The 16,652-nt window shown below is 44.0% G+C and carries 16 protein-coding genes; 9 read left to right on the top strand and 7 right to left on the bottom strand.

Translation table 11 applies throughout. The features are described from left to right. Nucleotides 1-83 precede the first annotated feature (83 nt). Genes OQJ75_RS00205 through yfcE form a run of 5 tightly spaced genes read left to right on the top strand, consistent with a single transcriptional unit; the run spans nt 84 to nt 2,946 of the window. The gene (locus OQJ75_RS00205; protein WP_017079455.1) at nt 84-818 is read left to right on the top strand and encodes a DUF1538 domain-containing protein; all 735 of its coding nucleotides are present in this window, start codon (nt 84-86) and stop codon (nt 816-818) included. Beyond that, nucleotides 815-1,609, top strand: a complete 795-nt coding sequence (locus OQJ75_RS00200; RefSeq protein WP_265970451.1) for a DUF1538 domain-containing protein — start codon at nt 815-817, stop codon at nt 1,607-1,609. The genes OQJ75_RS00205 and OQJ75_RS00200 overlap by 4 nt, the downstream gene beginning before the upstream one ends. Continuing rightward, nucleotides 1,599-1,949: a P-II family nitrogen regulator gene (locus tag OQJ75_RS00195; RefSeq protein ID WP_019820233.1), complete on the top strand. Its 351-nt coding sequence runs from the start codon at nt 1,599-1,601 to the stop codon at nt 1,947-1,949. The genes OQJ75_RS00200 and OQJ75_RS00195 overlap by 11 nt, the downstream gene beginning before the upstream one ends. After that, nucleotides 1,946-2,353 carry a CBS domain-containing protein gene (locus OQJ75_RS00190; protein WP_017062206.1) on the top strand — a complete coding sequence of 136 codons (408 nt, stop codon included), beginning with the start codon at nt 1,946-1,948 and terminating at the stop codon, nt 2,351-2,353. The genes OQJ75_RS00195 and OQJ75_RS00190 overlap by 4 nt, the downstream gene beginning before the upstream one ends. A gap of 47 nt (nt 2,354-2,400) precedes the next feature. Continuing rightward, nucleotides 2,401-2,946 carry a phosphodiesterase gene (yfcE, locus tag OQJ75_RS00185; RefSeq protein WP_265970450.1) on the top strand — a complete coding sequence of 182 codons (546 nt, stop codon included), beginning with the start codon at nt 2,401-2,403 and terminating at the stop codon, nt 2,944-2,946. A gap of 24 nt (nt 2,947-2,970) precedes the next feature. Here the strand turns inward: yfcE and OQJ75_RS00180 are convergent, their stop codons facing one another. From OQJ75_RS00180 to OQJ75_RS00170, 3 genes are all read right to left on the bottom strand, one after another. After that, nucleotides 2,971-3,291, bottom strand: coding sequence for a SelT/SelW/SelH family protein (locus tag OQJ75_RS00180; protein WP_265970449.1), 321 nt, complete (start codon nt 3,289-3,291; stop codon nt 2,971-2,973). A gap of 132 nt (nt 3,292-3,423) precedes the next feature. After that, complete coding sequence (locus OQJ75_RS00175) at nt 3,424-3,939, bottom strand: regulatory protein ToxS (RefSeq protein ID WP_265970448.1); 516 nt, start codon at nt 3,937-3,939, stop codon at nt 3,424-3,426. Between the two features lies 1 nt (nt 3,940). After that, nucleotides 3,941-4,852 (bottom strand): transcriptional regulator, encoded by a 912-nt coding sequence (locus OQJ75_RS00170; protein WP_265970447.1) that lies wholly within the window; start codon nt 4,850-4,852, stop codon nt 3,941-3,943. A gap of 269 nt (nt 4,853-5,121) precedes the next feature. Between OQJ75_RS00170 and htpG the strand changes: the two genes are divergently transcribed. The 3 genes from htpG to hemH all read left to right on the top strand — a co-directional run bounded on the left by htpG (nt 5,122) and on the right by hemH (nt 9,298). Beyond that, entirely contained in the window at nt 5,122-7,026 is a 1,905-nt protein-coding gene (gene htpG / locus OQJ75_RS00165) for a molecular chaperone HtpG (protein WP_265970446.1), read from the top strand. Nucleotides 7,027-7,414: 388 nt separating this feature from the next. Further along, nucleotides 7,415-8,059 (top strand): adenylate kinase, encoded by a 645-nt coding sequence (gene adk, locus OQJ75_RS00160; protein WP_048612175.1) that lies wholly within the window; start codon nt 7,415-7,417, stop codon nt 8,057-8,059. A gap of 276 nt (nt 8,060-8,335) precedes the next feature. Then, nucleotides 8,336-9,298: a ferrochelatase gene (gene hemH, locus OQJ75_RS00155; protein WP_265970445.1), complete on the top strand. Its 963-nt coding sequence runs from the start codon at nt 8,336-8,338 to the stop codon at nt 9,296-9,298. A 90-nt stretch (nt 9,299-9,388) separates the two neighbouring features. Here the strand turns inward: hemH and OQJ75_RS00150 are convergent, their stop codons facing one another. Beyond that, nucleotides 9,389-10,774, bottom strand: a complete 1,386-nt coding sequence (locus OQJ75_RS00150; RefSeq protein WP_265970444.1) for a peptide MFS transporter — start codon at nt 10,772-10,774, stop codon at nt 9,389-9,391. Between the two features lie 502 nt (nt 10,775-11,276). Here OQJ75_RS00150 and rfaH point away from each other — a divergent pair. Further along, nucleotides 11,277-11,783: a transcription/translation regulatory transformer protein RfaH gene (rfaH, locus tag OQJ75_RS00145; RefSeq protein WP_265970443.1), complete on the top strand. Its 507-nt coding sequence runs from the start codon at nt 11,277-11,279 to the stop codon at nt 11,781-11,783. Nucleotides 11,784-11,865: 82 nt separating this feature from the next. Here rfaH and asnB read toward each other — a convergent pair whose 3' ends face one another. From asnB to nagC, 3 genes are all read right to left on the bottom strand, one after another. Then, a complete protein-coding gene (gene asnB, locus OQJ75_RS00140; RefSeq protein WP_016767477.1) occupies nt 11,866-13,530 on the bottom strand; it encodes an asparagine synthase B in 1,665 nt (554 codons plus the stop codon). A gap of 235 nt (nt 13,531-13,765) precedes the next feature. Further along, complete coding sequence (locus OQJ75_RS00135) at nt 13,766-15,352, bottom strand: cation:proton antiporter family protein (protein WP_019820253.1); 1,587 nt, start codon at nt 15,350-15,352, stop codon at nt 13,766-13,768. Between the two features lie 84 nt (nt 15,353-15,436). Beyond that, the gene (gene nagC / locus OQJ75_RS00130) at nt 15,437-16,651 is read right to left on the bottom strand and encodes a DNA-binding transcriptional regulator NagC (RefSeq protein WP_017062194.1); all 1,215 of its coding nucleotides are present in this window, start codon (nt 16,649-16,651) and stop codon (nt 15,437-15,439) included. Nucleotide 16,652: the final 1 nt, after the last annotated feature.

Here is a 16,652-nt window from a genome sequence, read left to right as displayed (position 1 = left end):
TTTGTCACATAAGGAATGATAAGGATTTGCCATGATTATTAGTAATTAATAACCAGATACAATTTCAATGACTAGGAGTTGCGATGACGGCAGTGCTTGCTTTATTTCGAGCCATGTTAGGTAGTCTAAGGGATCTCTTGCCGATCGTGGCGGTGATTGCTTTCTTCCAGCTTGCTGTTTTGCAAGAGCCACTCCCTCATCTTTTGTCTATTCTAACTGGCTTAGTGCTGGTGGTTTTTGGACTGACTTTTTTTATCTTTGGCCTTGAAATGGGTCTGTTCCCAATTGGCGAGTCGATGGCTCAAGCTTTTGCTCGCAAGGGGAGCGTGTTTTGGTTATTGACCTTCGCTTTTTGTTTAGGCTTTGGTACCACCATTGCCGAACCCGCGTTAACCGCAGTGGCTGCTGAAGCAGCAGAAGTTGCAGCTGAAGGTGGTGTTATTCCCAACTCTTTAGATGAAAGGGAACAATATGCCGATGGCCTGCGCTTCACCGTGGCGTTATCGGTCGGTATTGCCATTCTATTAGGCGTACTTCGGATCTTAAAAGGTTGGCCAATTCAGTACATGATCATCGGTGGTTATATTGGAGTTGTGGTGCTCACTGCATTTGCCCCGGAAAACATTATTGGGATTGCGTACGACTCTGGCGGTGTCACAACATCGACGATCACCGTTCCGTTAGTGACCGCATTAGGGGTGGGTTTAGCCTCGGCGATTAAAGGACGAAATCCTATGATTGATGGCTTTGGATTGATCGCGTTTGCTTCACTTCTGCCGATGATGTTTGTCATGGTGTACGGGATGGTGGTGACATGATCAGTGTGCAGCAATTTATCGACACCTTTCTAGGCACTGTGATGGATGTGATTCCGATTGCGGTGATCATCTTTGGTTTTCAGTTGGCGGTATTGCGTAAGCCCGTCAATAATCTAGCCAAAGTGCTCATCGGTTTTTTTTACGTCATCCTAGGTTTATCTCTATTTTTGATGGGGTTGGAACTCGCGTTGTTTCCTTTGGGGGAGACGATGGCAATGCAGCTCACCGAACCCAGCTTTTTGACGGAGTTTAAGATCAGTTCTGGTCTTTCATTAGCTTGGTTTGATTATTACTGGGTCTATCTTTTCGCGTTTTGTATTGGTTTCAGCACCACGATAGCCGAGCCTTCTTTGATCGCTGTGGCGATTAAGGCAAACCAAGTTTCCGGTGGCAGTATCAGCGTCAATGGGCTGAGGATCGCCGTGGCATTGGGGGTTGCTATCGGTATCTCACTGGGTAGTTACCGTATCGTTGCGGGTGACCCGATCCACTACTACATCATTTTTGGTTATGTCGTCGTGGTCATTCAAACCTTTTACGCCCCCAAACTCATTATTCCATTGGCTTACGACTCGGGCGGTGTTACCACATCAACGGTGACAGTCCCTTTAGTGACAGCGCTAGGGCTTGGGCTCGCTTCAACTGTACCTGGACGAAATCCTGTAATTGATGGCTTTGGCTTAATTGCCTTTGCCAGCTTATTTCCGATTATTTCAGTGATGGGCTATGCCCAAATAACGCAATGGTTAAACCGTTTACACACCTCTAAGGAGAGCAAAGATGCGCTTTAAACTTATCTTAGCGTTTGTAGAAGAGAGCAAGACCGACACTGTGCTCGATGCCGCGCGTGATGCGGGCGCGACTGGAGCAACGGTGATTAACAACGCCAGAGGGCAAGGCTTAAACCAAAAAACCACCTTTTTTGGCTTAACGTTAGAGGTGCAAAAAGATGTGTTGCTGTTTGTCGTCGAAGAGCATTTGGCGAGACATATTTTAGAAACCATCGGTGAAGTCGGAGAGTTCGACCAAGAGTCAGGACAAGGTATTGCAGTACAGATAGATGTGGAAGATGCAGTAGGCGTTGCGCACCAAGTTGAGACGTTAACAAAGGTTGTGGAGGATGAGCTATGAGTACCAGTGAAAAGATCCGAGTAGGCGATGTCATGGCCAATACGTATGTGATTATCGATGGGCTAACTACGGTGTTAGAAGCGATAGAGATGGCTAAGAAGCACAAAGTGAAGGCAATCATTGTCGATAAACGCCACGAAGATGATGAATACGGCATCGTATTGATGAATGATATAGCAAAGAAAGTGTTGGCTAAAAATCGATCTCCGAAGCGAACCAATGTTTATGAAATCATGACCAAGCCAGCGCTAAGCGTGTCTGCTGAGATGAACGTAAAGTATTGCGCTCGCCTGTTTGAACGCTTTGGTATCAGTCGCGCGCCAGTAGTTCGTGATAACAAAATAGTCGGTATGGTTAGTTACAATAATATCGTGATCAACGGTATGGCGAGAGATGACGTGTAGCATTTAGATACGTACAATAGGCTCATAAATTTTATGGAGAAGTACGTGTGAAATTATTTTTTGCTTCAGACCTACACGGTTCGCTGCCAGCAACAGAAAAGGTATTAGAACTCTACCAAGCGTCTGGTGCTCAATATTTAGTGCTATTGGGTGACATTCTGAATCATGGGCCAAGAAATCCGATTCCAGAAGGATACAACCCACCGGCGGTTGCAGAGAAGTTGAATGCGTTTTCTCAAGAGATCATCGCCGTTCGTGGTAACTGCGACAGTGAAGTGGATCAAATGCTGTTGTCTTTTCCAATGATGATGGATTACTCGTGGGTGCTATTAGAATCAGGTCAACGTATCTTCCTAACGCATGGTCATTTGTACAATACCAATAAACGCCCTGCGCTGAAGGCGGGCGATATCATTGCACACGGTCATACCCATATTCCTGTCGCTGAATACCAAGATGACATCTTTATCTTTAATCCTAGTTCGGTGACATTCCCACGAGAGGGACACGCGGCGAGCTATGGCATCTATGAAAACAATACCTTCAAAGTCATTAGCCTTGAAGGTGATGTTCTCGTGAGTGGTCAGCTTTAAATCATTAGATCGGCTGTGAAAGGCTTATTTTGAGTCTACGTGGCCGAGGTCTCTGTCTGGAGCAATGATGTTTCGTACTCTTTGCTTCAGAACTTTAGCATCAGGAAAGCCGCCATCTGCTTTTCTTTCCCAAATCTGTATTCCATTGCAAAAGATCTCGAATCGTCCGCCCGTATCAGGGTGTAGACTGACTTGTTCTATCTCCTCACTAAAGGTGTGCAGCAATTCTTGGCACAACCAGCTTGAGCGAAGCATCCAATTGCATTGACGGCAATAGTGTATGGTGATTGTTGCTTTTACTGCTGCTTCTTTCGATGGCGCCAAATTTGGTTGTTCCGTATTCATGGTTAATCCTTAAAATGCTACATCCGTAATTTGATACCAACGGCTAACAAAAAAGGGGCATCATGCCCCTTTCTATTGGTTTACCGTTTCATGGTATTCAGCTATTCATAAACAGTAAATAGCGATCCTATCTTAGTTTGAAAACAATACGGTTGAACCGTGATTTAAGCTAGTCAGTAGCAGTGCCTTCGGGTTAACGATGTCTATGCGGCGGCTTTGCTCTGAGTCCATCTTAATGACTTGGGTGATAAGCTCTAGCTGTTCTTCTGAAAAATCTTGACGCTGAGCCGAAGTCACATCTTTAAACTCCGTTGGCGAAACCAGTAAGTAGTTGTCGTTAATATCCCACTGACCCGTCTCAGAGATGTTGATGACATTTGCAGGCTCAGTTTGATTTCCGTAAAGTCTAACCACTGACATTCTCAGATAGGTACCATTTGGTAGGTATTTCGCATTCGATGACAGTTCAACTCTACGTAGCGGGCCGATTGAATCAGCTTGCTTGTTATCGCTAATTAGTGTCACCAGTTTTGACTGCCATTCATGCTGAGTGAGCAAGCGCTCTACTTTTACATCGCTGCCCCAATATAACCAACCACTCAAAAATGCAGATAGGACCAGTAAAATAATCGATACTTTTAATTTCATGTTACTGACCACCGTTACAAATGTCGTTTACATCCGACTGGTTTGCGTAAATTCTTAGGGTTACATTTTCGCTCGAGTAATCTTGCGAGTGAATGTAGTTGAGGGCAAGGTTATTGGCTTGTCCACCTGTTGCGATCACTTCGGTCGGCTTTAGCATGCCAGTATGATTTGTGTTGTAACGTAATACACACTTCTCTATCGCTGGCAACCAACTGCTGAGGTCTGGGTGATTAACCGGTGATTGAACCTTTACGCCATCCACTTCAGCCAATATTTTGAACTCGGGCTCTACCGGGTTGGTATACGTTAAAACGAGAACCGGCATGATGAAAGCGGCAAGCAGTAGCCCAAATGTTAGCCATTTATTGGTGCTTTTAGCCGGAGCCACAACAGGAGCATTTGCTGGTTCTACAGCCACCTTGGTCTCTTGAACTCTTGCAATTGGCTCAGGTTCAACCGTTTCAGTTATCGATTCTTCAGTCGCTATAGGCGTTGCAAACGTTAGGATAGGTTCCACGTCATTTTCTGTAATTTCAGCGGCTACTGGCTGATCATTTGATGACAATGGGGTAGAACGTTCAACGGTCGCAATAAATTGGTAACCGCGCTTAGGTACTGTCTTTACGAATTCAGGAGATTTGGTTGAGTCTTTGAGCATTTTTCTCAGAGTCGATACGGCTTGCGTTAAGCTTGAGTCATCCACCTCAAAGCCTTGGTCTCGCCAAACGTACTCATGCAATTCATTGCGAGTAATAACTTCATTGGGTCTTTCTGATAGCATCAGGAGAATGCGGCTTTCATTGCTACCAAGACGTACGACTTCACCGTCGCTCATTTGATCAACGAGTGAATTGCTGTTTGGGTCGAATACGAACCGCTGTGCGAGAATAAACTTTGTGCCGATATTGCTCATTGAATTCTTCTATTTTGGATTGTTTTGGGGCTAAATAGACAAATCTCAGGTGAAGTTCCGTTAATTCTTCACCAAATCATCGTTTCTTTTATGTTCTTTTATATTTATCAGGCTCAAGGATAATAAAAACAAATAAGAAAAACAGTGTTTTTATGATTTTTGACCTTGAATTTACATTTGTCATCCTCATGTTAATGAACAGAAGAGTGGCATCAAGTGTTACGCCCCTATGATTATTCAACATAAAGTATAGATGTTTTGGAGTAAAAATGAGCGAAACGGCAACGCAAAATAAAGAGACTCGTGGCTTTCAATCTGAAGTAAAACAACTACTTCATCTAATGATTCACTCACTGTATTCAAATAAAGAAATCTTTCTACGTGAGCTTATCTCTAACGCCTCTGACGCGGCTGATAAGCTTCGTTTTCAAGCTCTATCGAACGGTGACCTTTACCAAGGTGATGCAGAGCTAGGTGTAAAACTTTCATTCAACGCTGAAGCAAACACCTTAACGATTTCTGATAACGGTATCGGCATGAGCCGCGACAACGTTATTGAGCATTTAGGTACGATTGCTAAGTCAGGCACTGCAGACTTTTTCTCAAAGCTGTCTGAAGACCAAAGCAAAGATTCTCAACTGATTGGTCAATTTGGTGTGGGTTTCTATTCTGCATTTATCGTTGCAGACGCGGTAACGGTTCGCACACGTGCAGCTGGCCTGCCGAACAATGAAGCTGTTCAGTGGCACTCTGCCGGCGAAGGCGATTACACAATCGAAGACATCACTAAAGAGTCTCGTGGTACTGACATCATTCTTCATATGCGCGAAGACGGTAAAGAGTTCTTAAATGAGTGGCGTCTGCGTGAAGTGATCGGTAAATATTCTGACCACATCGGAATTCCTGTTTCTATCTTCACAGCTGTGAAAGATGACGAAGGTAAAGACACCGAAGAGAAGCATTGGGAGCAGATAAATAAGGCGCAAGCGCTTTGGACTCGTAACAAGTCTGATATCGAGAAAGAAGAGTACCAAGAGTTTTACAAGCACGTATCTCACGACTTTGCTGATCCACTAACCTGGAGCCACAACAAAGTTGAAGGTAAGAATGACTACACAAGCCTGCTTTACATCCCAGCGAAAGCACCTTGGGACATGATGAACCGAGACCACAAGAGCGGCTTGAAGCTTTATGTGCAGCGTGTATTTATTATGGATGATGCTGAACAGTTCATGCCATCTTACATGCGTTTTGTTCGCGGCTTGATTGACTCAAACGATCTGCCATTGAACGTGTCTCGTGAAATCCTGCAAGATAACAAGGTAACTCAGTCTCTTCGTGGCGCATGTACTAAGCGTGTACTGACTATGCTTGAGCGCATGGCGAAGAATGACAATGATAAGTACCTAGAGTTTTGGAAAGAGTTCGGCCTAGTCTTGAAAGAAGGCCCGGCTGAAGACATGGTGAACAAAGAGAAGATCGCTGGTCTACTTCGTTTCTCGTCAACGGAAGTGGATTCTGCAGAACAAACCATCAGCCTAGAATCTTACGTTGAGCGCATGAAAGAAGGCCAAGATAAGATTTACTACCTGACAGCAGATAGCTACGCTGCCGCTAAGAACAGCCCACACTTGGAGCAGTTCAAAGCTAAAGGTATTGAAGTGGTTCTAATGTACGATCGTATTGATGAATACGTAATGAACTACCTGACTGACTTCGACGGTAAACAGTTCCAATCGATCACTAAAGCGGGCTTAGACCTAAGCAAGTTTGAAGGTGAAGAAGAGAAAGAGAAGCAAAAAGAGACAGAAGAAGAATTCAAGTCTGTTGTAGAGCGCACTCAATCTTACCTAGGTGGTCGTGTTAAAGAAGTTCGCACAACATTCAAGTTAGTAACAACACCGGCTGTTGTTGTGACTGACGACTTCGAAATGGGTACGCAAATGGCGAAGCTTCTTGAAGCTGCGGGTCAAGCGGCACCTGAAGTGAAGTACATCTTCGAGATCAACCCTGAGCACGCTCTGGTTAAACAGATGGCAGACGAAGCAGACGAGCAAGCGTTCGGCCGTTGGGTAGAGTTACTCCTTGGCCAGGCTATGTTAGCTGAAAAAGGCTCAATGGAAGATCCGTCACAATTTTTGGGTGCAATCAACGAGCTACTGACAAAGCGTTAGTCTTTCGACTCTAGGTTAAGCCAACAATTGTAATAAAAAGCTCGCAAATGCGGGCTTTTTTTATGAACGTCGTTGAAAATTGACCTAACGTGGTCAACGTCACCGTTATCGTCACAACAAATGTTGCCGATGCATTCTTTAGTCGTAAATTCAGCCAAATTGAATATTAATGTGATAGAATGCTCGACCTAATCAGCTGGAGCTAGGAAGCTGCCATCTCCAGTTGTATGATTTTTAAACGTTATACCGAAACTTACCGTTTTGCTTCTGTTTACAGTTGTGCTTAGCCTCAGTTGTTACCTAACCTCTCTTGTTTGACCTAAATTAAACCAGAAAGGCGGGATAGTGAGCTTCGGTATAAATCATAATTTTTATAAGAGGATTAAACATGCGCATCATTCTTCTAGGTGCTCCTGGCGCGGGTAAAGGTACTCAAGCTAACTTCATCATGAACAAATTTGGTATCCCTCAAATTTCAACTGGTGACATGCTACGTGCTGCTATCAAAGCGGGTACTGAGCTTGGTAAGCAAGCAAAATCAGTAATCGACGCTGGTCAGCTAGTTTCTGATGAAATTATCCTTGGTCTTATCAAAGAGCGTATTGCTCAAGATGACTGTGAAAAAGGTTTCCTACTAGACGGTTTCCCACGCACAATCCCACAAGCTGATGGCCTAAAAGAAATGGGCATCGCTGTTGATTACGTTGTTGAATTCGACGTAGCTGACGATGTGATTGTTGAGCGTATGGCTGGTCGTCGTGCTCACCTTCCTTCTGGTCGTACATACCATAATGTGTACAACCCACCTAAAGAAGAAGGTAAAGATGACGTAACTGGTGAAGACCTAGTTGTACGTGATGACGACAAAGAAGAAACAGTTCGTGCACGTTTAGGCGTATACCACGATCAAACAGCTCCGCTAATCTCTTACTACGGTAAAGAAGCAGAAGCAGGTAACACTCAGTACCTTAAGTTTGACGGTACTAAGCAAGTTGCTGAAGTTAGTGCAGAACTTGAGAAAGCACTAGCATAATTGGCTAACAGCCAGTTTTAGAATTTGATATATTGGAAGCGACCTTAAAGGTCGCTTTTTTTGTTTCAATTTTTAGTCATATACCAATCTAGATAAATCGATTGTGCATAATTTCCGCGCTACGGCTTAGATTCGCGCGGCTAACGATCAAGGTGATGTTGCGATAACTCAGGTTAAGAACGACTATTCTTAAATTTAGTTGCGTAACAATGATCTTAAACTTATGCAGATTAGTATATTACGTTCCAGAAAATCACACATTGGTCTCAGGTAGCTATGGAAAATAATAAAAAGCAGGGCGTTTTACTGGTTAACCTAGGAACACCAGATACCGCGACTCCAGCTGGCGTTCGCCGATTTTTAAGTGAATTCTTACACGATAAACGAGTGGTAAACTTAACACGCTGGCTTTGGTGTCCTATTTTACATGGGGTGATTCTACCGATTCGAGCACCTAAAGTGGCTAAGCTTTATCAGTCTGTTTGGATGGACGAAGGCTCACCATTGCTTGTTTATTCGCAGAGACAAGCTGAAAAGCTACAAACAAAATTACAGATGCCGGTTGCATTGGGAATGACTTATGGCAACCCAAGCCTTAAAACCGGCGTTGAGCAATTAATGGAGCAGGGCGTTGAAGACATCATCGTATTGCCTTTATACCCTCAATACTCGGGCACAACGACAGCGGCCGTTTCTGATGGCTTAACTAAAGCCTTCAAACAAATGCCTGTTATCCCGAGCTATCGCTTTATTCGAGATTATTACTCTCACCCTAGTTATGCGAAAGCACTGGCTGAAAGTGTTCGTAGCCATTGGGAAGAAAATGGCAAAGGCGATCACTTGGTGTGTTCATTCCACGGCATCCCTAAAAGGTTAGCCGATGAAGGCGATATCTATCCTCAACATTGTGAAGCGACGACCAAATTGCTTGCTGCGGAGTTAGGGTTATCCTCGGAAGACATCACCATGACATACCAATCTCGATTTGGCCGCGAGGAGTGGTTGAAGCCTTATACCGACGAAACGCTTGAAACGCTTCCAAGCAAAGGCATCAAGAAGATCGATATTATGGCGCCCGCATTCTCAGTGGATTGTTTAGAAACGTTAGAAGAGATTTCAGATCAGTGTAAAGAGACGTTCATTGATGCTGGTGGTTCTGACTTTAGCTACATTATGTGTCTCAATGACAGAGACTCACACATCGATATGATGGCTGAACTAGTGGCACTTCATCGCTAACGATATGTCGATTGAATAGATGATAAAAAGGGCTGCTCATTGAGCAGCCCTTTTTGATCTCGATGTTTCTTCTTGAAATAGAGCTAGCTATTAAGCAACCGAAGTTTCTGCTTTTGGTTCTGCTTCAAGCGTCATGTTGGTTTCTACGCCATGCATCCATGATACAAGTTTGCCAGCACAAAGAAGCAGTAAGACGCCACTGATTGTCGCTGTAATTGCGATACCACCGAAGATAGACATCGCGCCAAGCTCACCTACGTGAGAACCCACAAGGCCAGCTACGTAGTTTGCGACAGCATTGAAACCAAACCATGTACCCATCATTAACGATGCTAGACGAAGCGGAGCTAACTTAGTGACCAACGACAGGCCAATAGGAGATAGACAAAGCTCGCCAAGGGTATGGAAGAAGAAAGCACCGACTAGCCACAGCATTGATGTTTTCACTGTTAGATCGCCACCTTGCTCCATTACTGCGCCCATCATGCACACAAAGCCTAGAGCTAGGAAGAACAAAGCCATTGCAAATTTCACAGGAGAGTTTGGTTCGCGCTTACCAAGCTTGACCCAAAATGCCGCAATGATAGGTGCGAGGGTGATGATGAAGAATGGGTTAAGAGATTGGAACCATGCTGCTGGGACTTCAAAACCACCAATCATACGATCAGTATATTGCTGAGTGTAGATGTTCATCAGACCACCAGCTTGTTCAAAACCAGCCCAGAAAACAATTACGAACAGACCCATAATCAGAATAACTTTTAGTCTGTCGAACTCTTCTTTAGTCAGTGGTGTTTTCTCTTTCGATTTATTTAGCTCTTTCGCTCGTGCAGCTGCAGGTACTGAGCCAATATTGCCTAACCATGATTGAGCCATCGTCAACTGCATAACTAAGCTAATAACCATACCGATACCAGCGGCTAGGAAGCCAGCTTTCCAACCGAATGAGTCGACTGCAGCGCCTGAAATTAAGCCACCCAGTAGCGCGCCTAAGTTGATGCCCATGTAGAAAATGGTGAAAGCGCCGTCACGTCGGTTGTCGCCTTCTTGGTATAGGTCGCCAACCATGGTCGAGATGTTTGGTTTAAACATACCGTTACCACTGATAAGCAGTGCTAAACCTAGATAAAGAGCATTTACTTGGTCTAAGCCAATCGCGCCGTTAGGAAGGGCGAGCGTAAATTGACCTAATGCCATTAATACACCGCCTACTAGGATCGATTTACGTTGTCCTAAGTAGTTATCGGCAAGCCAGCCGCCGATTAATGGCGTGATATAGACTAAGCCTGTGTAGATACCATAAAGATCGAGGGCATCTTTTGTTGACCAACCAAGACCACCATTGATAGTGGTATCGGTAAGAAATAAAACAAGAATTGCACGCATTGCATAGTAGGAGAAACGTTCCCATAGCTCGGTGCTAAAGAGTAGAAATAGGCCTCTAGGGTGGCCAAATATGTTGTGATTGCTTGGCATAAGTTTTACTAATTTTAGGTATTAAAAGATTTTATAGTCACTTATGTATACAGAGCGGAATAACCATCTGCAATAGCCGTCTTTTATGGTCACGATAACTTATTTTTTATAAGTTTATGAAAATATGGGATTTTATTGGAAATGTTGCCCAGATAATGCGTGCTGCAAACTAATTTTCCAGTTTTGAGTTGAGCGCATAATGTTCTTTTTAAAAGAATTATCGAATGCTAATGATTGAATTCATTGACTTGTTGGATAGTTTTTAAAAATAAATAGTACGATATTCTTTATGTGTGCAGCATACATAGGCTTACAACAATGCGACTTTTTATCTGTAAATGTTCCCTGTACAATGCTTAACCACTTTTTGTCCCTATGGCTTTTTGTTGATAAGTTGGTCTGTTACGCATAATTTATTGCTTATCAGGATTCATTTTATTAACGGTGATTAACCGTTTTAGGCTTGTGGTAATATGTCCCAAAATAGAAAATGGCTAGTAAAATGAAACGTTGGTATTTACTTTATTGTAAGCGCGGTGATCAGAAGCGTGCTCAACAACACTTAGAGAATCAGGGGGTAGAGTGCTTTTATCCTCAAATCGATGTCAAGAAGGTCGTTAGAGGGAAAGAGAAGCAGGTCAAAGAACCGCTATTCCCATCTTACATCTTTGTACGCTTTGATTACGAACAAGGTCCAAGTTTTACTACTGTTCGTTCAACGCGTGGTGTCGTCGATTTTATTAAGTTTGGCGCAAGGCCACACGAGGTCCAAGGAGACTTGGTGTTTGAACTCAAAGAGTTTGAGAAGTGCTGCAGTAACGAAGTTGGAGATTGTTGTATTGAGTTTGAGTCTGGGCAAGTCGTGAAAATTAAGAGCGGTCAGTTTGCTGGTATTGAGGCTATCTATCATCAAAAAGATGGTGAGGCACGCTCTATCATGTTAGTTAAGATGATCAGTCAACTGGTGCCCGTCAGTATCGAGAACGAGGCGCTTCAAGCTCACGCATAACTGCAATAATAAAAATAAGGCTTAATAAAAAAGGCGCATTGTGCGCCTTTTTAGTGTTTAGCATTTATTCAAAAGATATCTTTTAGTAAGAGTCGTTGTGAACGGCTTGTACTGCACGGCCTGATGGGTCGACACAGTTTTTGAATGACTCATCCCACTCAATCGCTTTCGCTGATGAACAAGCAACTGAAGGACCACCAGGTACACATTCTGCCGCTGATTCTAGAGGGAATAGCTCCTCAAAGATTTCACGGTAAGCATAACCTTCTTTGGTTGTTGGCGTGTTGTAAGGGAAACGGAACTTAGCAGCTTCCATTTGTTGATCCGTTACTTTTGCTTCAGCCGTGGCTTTTAATGTGTCAATCCAGTCGTAGCCAACACCATCAGAGAACTGCTCTTTTTGACGCCATGCGATTGAATCTGGTAGGTAGTCTTCAAAACATTCACGCAGGATGTGTTTTTCCATTTTACCGTTACCACACATCTTGTCTTCAGGGTTCAGACGCATTGCGACATCGATGAACTCTTTATCCAAGAATGGTACACGGCCTTCAACACCCCATGCCGCTAGCGATTTGTTGGCACGAGCACAGTCGAACATGCTTAGAGCAAGTAGCTTACGTACTGTCTCTTCATGGAACTCTTTCGCGTTTGGCGCTTTATGGAAGTACAGGTAACCACCAAAGATCTCATCGGCACCTTCACCAGACAGTACCATCTTGATGCCCATTGCCTTGATCTTACGAGCAAGCAAGTACATCGGCGTTGATGCACGAATCGTTGTTACATCGTAAGTCTCGATGTGGTAGATAACATCACGGATGGCATCTAAGCCTTCCTGAATGGTGTAAGTCATCTCGTGGTGTACGGTACCAATCTTATCTGCAACTTCACGAGCAGCGATAAGATCTGGTGCGCCTTCAAGGCCAACAGCGAATGAGTGCAGTTGTGGCCACCAAGCTTCAGATTGCTCATCGTCTTCGATGCGCATTGCTGCAAAGCGTTTAGCGACTGCTGAAGTAATTGATGAATCAAGGCCTCCTGATAGAAGCACACCGTAAGGAACGTCAGTCATTAGTTGACGTTTAACCGCTGCTTCTAGTGCTTCAGTCAGCTCTTCTTTGCTTGTGCTGTTGCCTTGAACGGCAGCGTATTCGTTCCAATCTCGGATGTAGTAGCGTTGAGGTTCTGCATCTTTCGAAGAGTAGAAGCTACCAGGAGGGAATTCACTGATCGTCTTACATACTTCAACCAATGCTTTCATCTCTGAAGCCACGTAGTAGTTACCGTGCTCATCGTAACCTTGGTAAAGCGGAATAATACCAATATGGTCGCGGCCCACTAGGTACTCGTCTTTCTCTTCGTCGTATAAAACGAAAGCGAAAATACCGTTAAGCTCTTCTAGAAGGTCTGCACCCATCTCTTGGTATAGCGCTAGGATAACTTCACAGTCAGAATCAGTCTGGAACTGGTACTTATCTTCATAGCGTGCGCGAAGTTCTTTGTGGTTATAAATTTCACCGTTTACTGCAAGAATGTGCTTTTTGTCTTGGCTGTATAGTGGTTGAGCACCACTGTTCAAGCCAACAATAGCAAGACGCTCATGAGCAAGGATTGCTTTTTCACCAGCATAGATACCAGACCAGTCTGGACCACGGTGACGAAGCTTTTTAGACATTTCTAAAGCAATAGGGCGAAGTGCTGCGGCATCACTTTTAATGTCGAGAATGCCAAATACTGAACACATAGAACTTCCTTTTAAATAATTTCCAAATCAACTGCATTCAATTTGCCATTCTGGCTAAAAAAAGCAACCGGATGTGAGCAAAAAAATAATATAAAGGGTGTTATGTTAGAAATTATCTAATTTACATGTGATTTTGGTGGGTGGCGTTTAATTGCGGTTGGTTTTTTAAACAAAAACCTCTCAAAAGTGCGAAAAATAGGCAGTTTTGAGAGGTTTGGTTGAACACGGTCTAATACTAGATTTTATTGATATTTGGATTTAACTGTTCGCAAACGTGGCGAGCAAAACCACTACCAGCCTCGCTGTAAATGTTAAATGCCGCATCAACGCCATTCTCTTTCAGTGTTTCGAGTTGATCTGGGTATTCAGCAATAGCCGCAATTTGGCCTTTAAAGTTACGTGACTTCAATTGCTCTAAAGCGGTTTGATTACCTTGGTGGTGAGGCATTGCCAAAATCACCAGTTTTACGTTTGCTGTATCTAGAATTCGCTCCCAAAAATCTGGGTCAGTCGCGTCGCCAGAAATCACGTTTCTGCCATGGCTTCTGTGGTTGTGCGCAGCTTCTTCACGAACTTCGACACCTAAGCTCACTTTACCGTAGCGAGAACGTAATTCGTCATAAGCACCAGTACCAATTCGTCCCATACCAAGAATAAGAACTTGAGCCCGACCCGGGTCAATTCGCTTATCACGTCGGTGAAGCTTTTCTGACGCGTGCTCTTTCAGCCATTTACCTGACTGCTGATAAAGCTTGTGACCAGCTCGGTTTAAAGGTGCAGCGATTAAGAACGACAGTGAAACCGCAATCGCGACGGCAACTAAGATATCACCCGACATCCAACCCATCTTGAAGGCGAGGCCACCAACGATTAGGCCAAATTCGCTGTAGTTAAACAGTGATAAAGAGGCAAGTAGGGACGTTCGAACACGGAACTTGAAGCGGTTAAGCACCAAGAAGTAGAGAACACCTTTCACTGGCAGCATCAGTAAGAACAAGATTGCAAGCATAAAGCCTTGAATGGTTGGTTGCTCTGACAAACCAATGTTCAAGAAGAAACAGACGAGGAAAAGCTCTTTAAGGTTAAACAGCGATTTTGATAGCTCTGAGGCTTTTGGGTGACCCGCAAGTAACATACCTAGAACAAGAGCACCCAGGTCTGGTTTCACACCAACCAAATGGAATAAACCAGCACCTACGACTAATGCGAAGAAGATGCCGGAAAGAACCAGCATCTCACCATGACCAACCCAATCGAGCACTTTGTAGAACAGTGGGCGTAGTAAGGGCAAGGCAAACAGAGCAATCGCATACCACTCAGGGATTTTACCTGTAGAAGCCGTTAGGAATACTACGGCGAAGATATCCTGCATGACCAAGATACCAATCGCCAGAGTTCCGTAAGTCGCATTCATTTCGCCTTTCTCTTGCAGAGTCTTAACCGCAAATACCGTACTGGAGAATGACAGAGCAAAACCGAGCAGAACGATCTGTTCTACCGACATGGCAGCCAGCGATGAAATACCTAAGAACTTAAAACCAAATAGGGCGACAGCGAAAAACAGAGTGGACAAAAGGTTGTGGATTGTCGCGCCAGCCCAGATCTCTTTAGAGAGTAGGGTTTTGATGTCGAGTTTTAAGCCGATAGTAAATAGAAGCAGCGTGACACCAAGGTCAGCTAAAGTAATGATGGTGTCATTGGTTTCAAAGCCAAAGGCAAAAAGCCCAAAGCCTGCAACCAAAAAACCAACTAATGGGGGAAGGTGACACTTTAAAGCAATAAATCCTGCGATAAACGCAGTGGATATTAATATAAGTTCCATAACTTGTTGTTGTAGTTCCCTAGCTTAAAAAAACGGGCCGTGTTTATACAAACACGGCCCGTGGAAAATCAGAATTGTTTTTCTCTAGTCTTCGAGAAGCTTCTGCAGCAACACACCGTTGAGCATGGCGCGCTTAATCATAGCAAAAGCTCCCATCGTAGGATGTTTATCGATCTGTGATGCTACAATAGGCAAGCCGCTATGGAAAGTCGTTAACGACTGATTCTCTACATTGCGCTTAATTGCAGGGAAAACAATCTCTTGTGCCTTCGTAATATCACCCGCGATGATAACTTTTTGAGGGTTAAATAAGTTAATCGTCATAGCGATCGCCTTACCTAACTGGTTTCCTACTCGAACCAAGCTTTGCTTAGCTAGCTCATCACCATTAATCGCGTGGTCACAAACGTCTTGAATCGTAATATGTTCAAGCTCTGTTAAAGAAGACTCGTAGCCTTGTTTAATCAGCTTCTGCACTCGTTCAACGATAGCTGGGTTTGCCGCTACGGTTTCAAGACATCCGAAGTTACCACATTGGCATTGCTCGCCTAGCGGATCAATTTGGATATGACCAATTTCACCCACGTTACGGTTATGACCAAGGAAAACCTGACCATTAACGATAATACCTGCACCTGTACCACGGTGAACACTGACCAAAATAGAATCTTGGCTGTCTTTACTTGCTCCGAAGTAGTGTTCAGCAAGCGCCATTCCTCGAACATCGTTACCAACAAAACAAGCAACATGGAATGTATCGCGAATAATGTCGCTTAATGCAAGGTTATCTATGTCGGTATTCGGCATGTACTCAACAACACCGGTCGTTGGGTTAACTAGGCCAGGAAGAGTGACACCAATGGCAATCAGTTGGTCGATCTTTGGCTGATGCTCAGCAATGAAAGCTTTGAGGTTATTAACCAAGCCTTGGGTAAGGTCTGATTGGTCTGAATAATTTAGGTCTTGTTGTTGGAAAGCCAATTCACGACCGCCAAGGTCATGCAGGCTTATTTGAATGTAGTCTCGACCCAAACGCACAGCGACAGAATGAAAAGGTTCTACTTCTGTGGTTAGGGAGATAGCGCGTCTACCGCCAGTAGACGCTTGCTGCGCAACCTCTTTAATTAGGCCGCGCTCTAAAAGTTGGCGGGTAATTTTTGTAACACTTGCCGGTGCGAGTTGGCTTACATCAGCCACTTGTATACGACTGATAGGCCCTTGTTGGTCTATCAGTCGGTATACCGCCGCACTGTTTAGTTGTTTAACTAAGTCTACGTTACCTATTTGTCCGCCATTCATA

Origin of the sequence: Vibrio sp. 14G-20, from assembly GCF_026241515.1 — a bacterium.
Classification (GTDB): domain Bacteria; phylum Pseudomonadota; class Gammaproteobacteria; order Enterobacterales; family Vibrionaceae; genus Vibrio.
The sequence above is the reverse complement of the archived record's forward strand: the minus strand, read 5'-3'. Positions and strand labels throughout refer to the sequence as shown.

Excerpts from the sequence above, each read along its gene's own strand:
- OQJ75_RS00205 (WP_017079455.1), top strand. The coding sequence starts at position 84 with ATGACGGCAGTGCTTGCTTTATTTCGAGCCATGTTAGGTAGTCTAAGG.
- OQJ75_RS00200 (WP_265970451.1), top strand. The coding sequence starts at position 815 with ATGATCAGTGTGCAGCAATTTATCGACACCTTTCTAGGCACTGTGATG.
- OQJ75_RS00195 (WP_019820233.1), top strand. The coding sequence starts at position 1,599 with ATGCGCTTTAAACTTATCTTAGCGTTTGTAGAAGAGAGCAAGACCGAC.
- OQJ75_RS00190 (WP_017062206.1), top strand. The coding sequence starts at position 1,946 with ATGAGTACCAGTGAAAAGATCCGAGTAGGCGATGTCATGGCCAATACG.
- OQJ75_RS00180 (WP_265970449.1), bottom strand. The coding sequence starts at position 3,291 with ATGAATACGGAACAACCAAATTTGGCGCCATCGAAAGAAGCAGCAGTA.
- OQJ75_RS00175 (WP_265970448.1), bottom strand. The coding sequence starts at position 3,939 with ATGAAATTAAAAGTATCGATTATTTTACTGGTCCTATCTGCATTTTTG.
- OQJ75_RS00170 (WP_265970447.1), bottom strand. The coding sequence starts at position 4,852 with ATGAGCAATATCGGCACAAAGTTTATTCTCGCACAGCGGTTCGTATTC.
- htpG (WP_265970446.1), top strand. The coding sequence starts at position 5,122 with ATGAGCGAAACGGCAACGCAAAATAAAGAGACTCGTGGCTTTCAATCT.
- adk (WP_048612175.1), top strand. The coding sequence starts at position 7,415 with ATGCGCATCATTCTTCTAGGTGCTCCTGGCGCGGGTAAAGGTACTCAA.
- hemH (WP_265970445.1), top strand. The coding sequence starts at position 8,336 with ATGGAAAATAATAAAAAGCAGGGCGTTTTACTGGTTAACCTAGGAACA.
- OQJ75_RS00150 (WP_265970444.1), bottom strand. The coding sequence starts at position 10,774 with ATGCCAAGCAATCACAACATATTTGGCCACCCTAGAGGCCTATTTCTA.
- rfaH (WP_265970443.1), top strand. The coding sequence starts at position 11,277 with ATGAAACGTTGGTATTTACTTTATTGTAAGCGCGGTGATCAGAAGCGT.
- asnB (WP_016767477.1), bottom strand. The coding sequence starts at position 13,530 with ATGTGTTCAGTATTTGGCATTCTCGACATTAAAAGTGATGCCGCAGCA.
- OQJ75_RS00135 (WP_019820253.1), bottom strand. The coding sequence starts at position 15,352 with ATGGAACTTATATTAATATCCACTGCGTTTATCGCAGGATTTATTGCT.
- nagC (WP_017062194.1), bottom strand. The coding sequence starts at position 16,651 with ATGAATGGCGGACAAATAGGTAACGTAGACTTAGTTAAACAACTAAAC.